A 710-nucleotide genomic window follows, 5' to 3' on the forward strand; every position below is an offset into this window, starting at 1 on the left:
GTCGCCATCGAGGTAGTCGGCGACCAACTCGGCCTCATCCTCGGCGAAAGCGAAGAACGTCCCCCGAGGAACCGCCAGCACATCCTCCAGTCGCGCGGCCTGCGCCACCGTGATCACCGGAGCAACACCGCTGAGCAGCTGACTCAACCGAGCCGGTGACACCCCCGCCCGCATCGCCACATCCGCATGATGACCACTCACCACATCAATCCGATCACGCAACGCTTGACCGTCACGCACACGCACGTGCACAGGCACGCCTGTTCCCCCACCTTCAGGTTTGGGTAGCCGGGACCACGTCACCTGCGGGAGCCCCGCGCCCCGCCGGACGCCCAGCTCGGTGTCGGCCCGAGCCGGATCACAACCCTGAACGTTAAACCGGGTGCGACAGTCGGTCAATGGCTACATACAGTTAAAGCGCGTTAAACTGCACTAACACGGTCCCCGAGCACTTAGGGTGGTTGGATGGTTACGCTGGCAGAGTTGATCCTGCTACGGAAGGAGCAGCTCGGCTTGAGCTTTCGCCAGCTCGGTCAGCGGGCACAGTGCAACGGGCACGAGACCCAACCGAACTGGAACCATCTCGCCAACCGGGCCATCCAGGAGTTCCCCAAGATACGGACAATCCACGCACTCGCTGTAGCACTGGATGTGACACCCGAGGAAGTGGCGCAGGCGGCACTGGAGTCCCTCGGGCTCCACGCCAAACG

Annotated in this window: 2 protein-coding genes; one reads left to right on the top strand and one right to left on the bottom strand. The window is 63.4% G+C overall.

Annotated features, from left to right (window positions below):
• The coding region (locus ACYVIP_RS44615) for a hypothetical protein (RefSeq protein ID WP_460407298.1) at positions 1 to 258 on the bottom strand (258 nt) is incomplete at its 3' end.
• A 207-nt stretch (positions 259 to 465) separates the two neighbouring features.
• Here ACYVIP_RS44615 and ACYVIP_RS44620 point away from each other — a divergent pair.
• Positions 466 to 710: hypothetical protein (locus ACYVIP_RS44620; RefSeq protein WP_460407300.1), on the top strand; the 245-nt coding region annotated here is incomplete at its 3' end.

The organism is Actinophytocola sediminis (assembly GCF_054779715.1).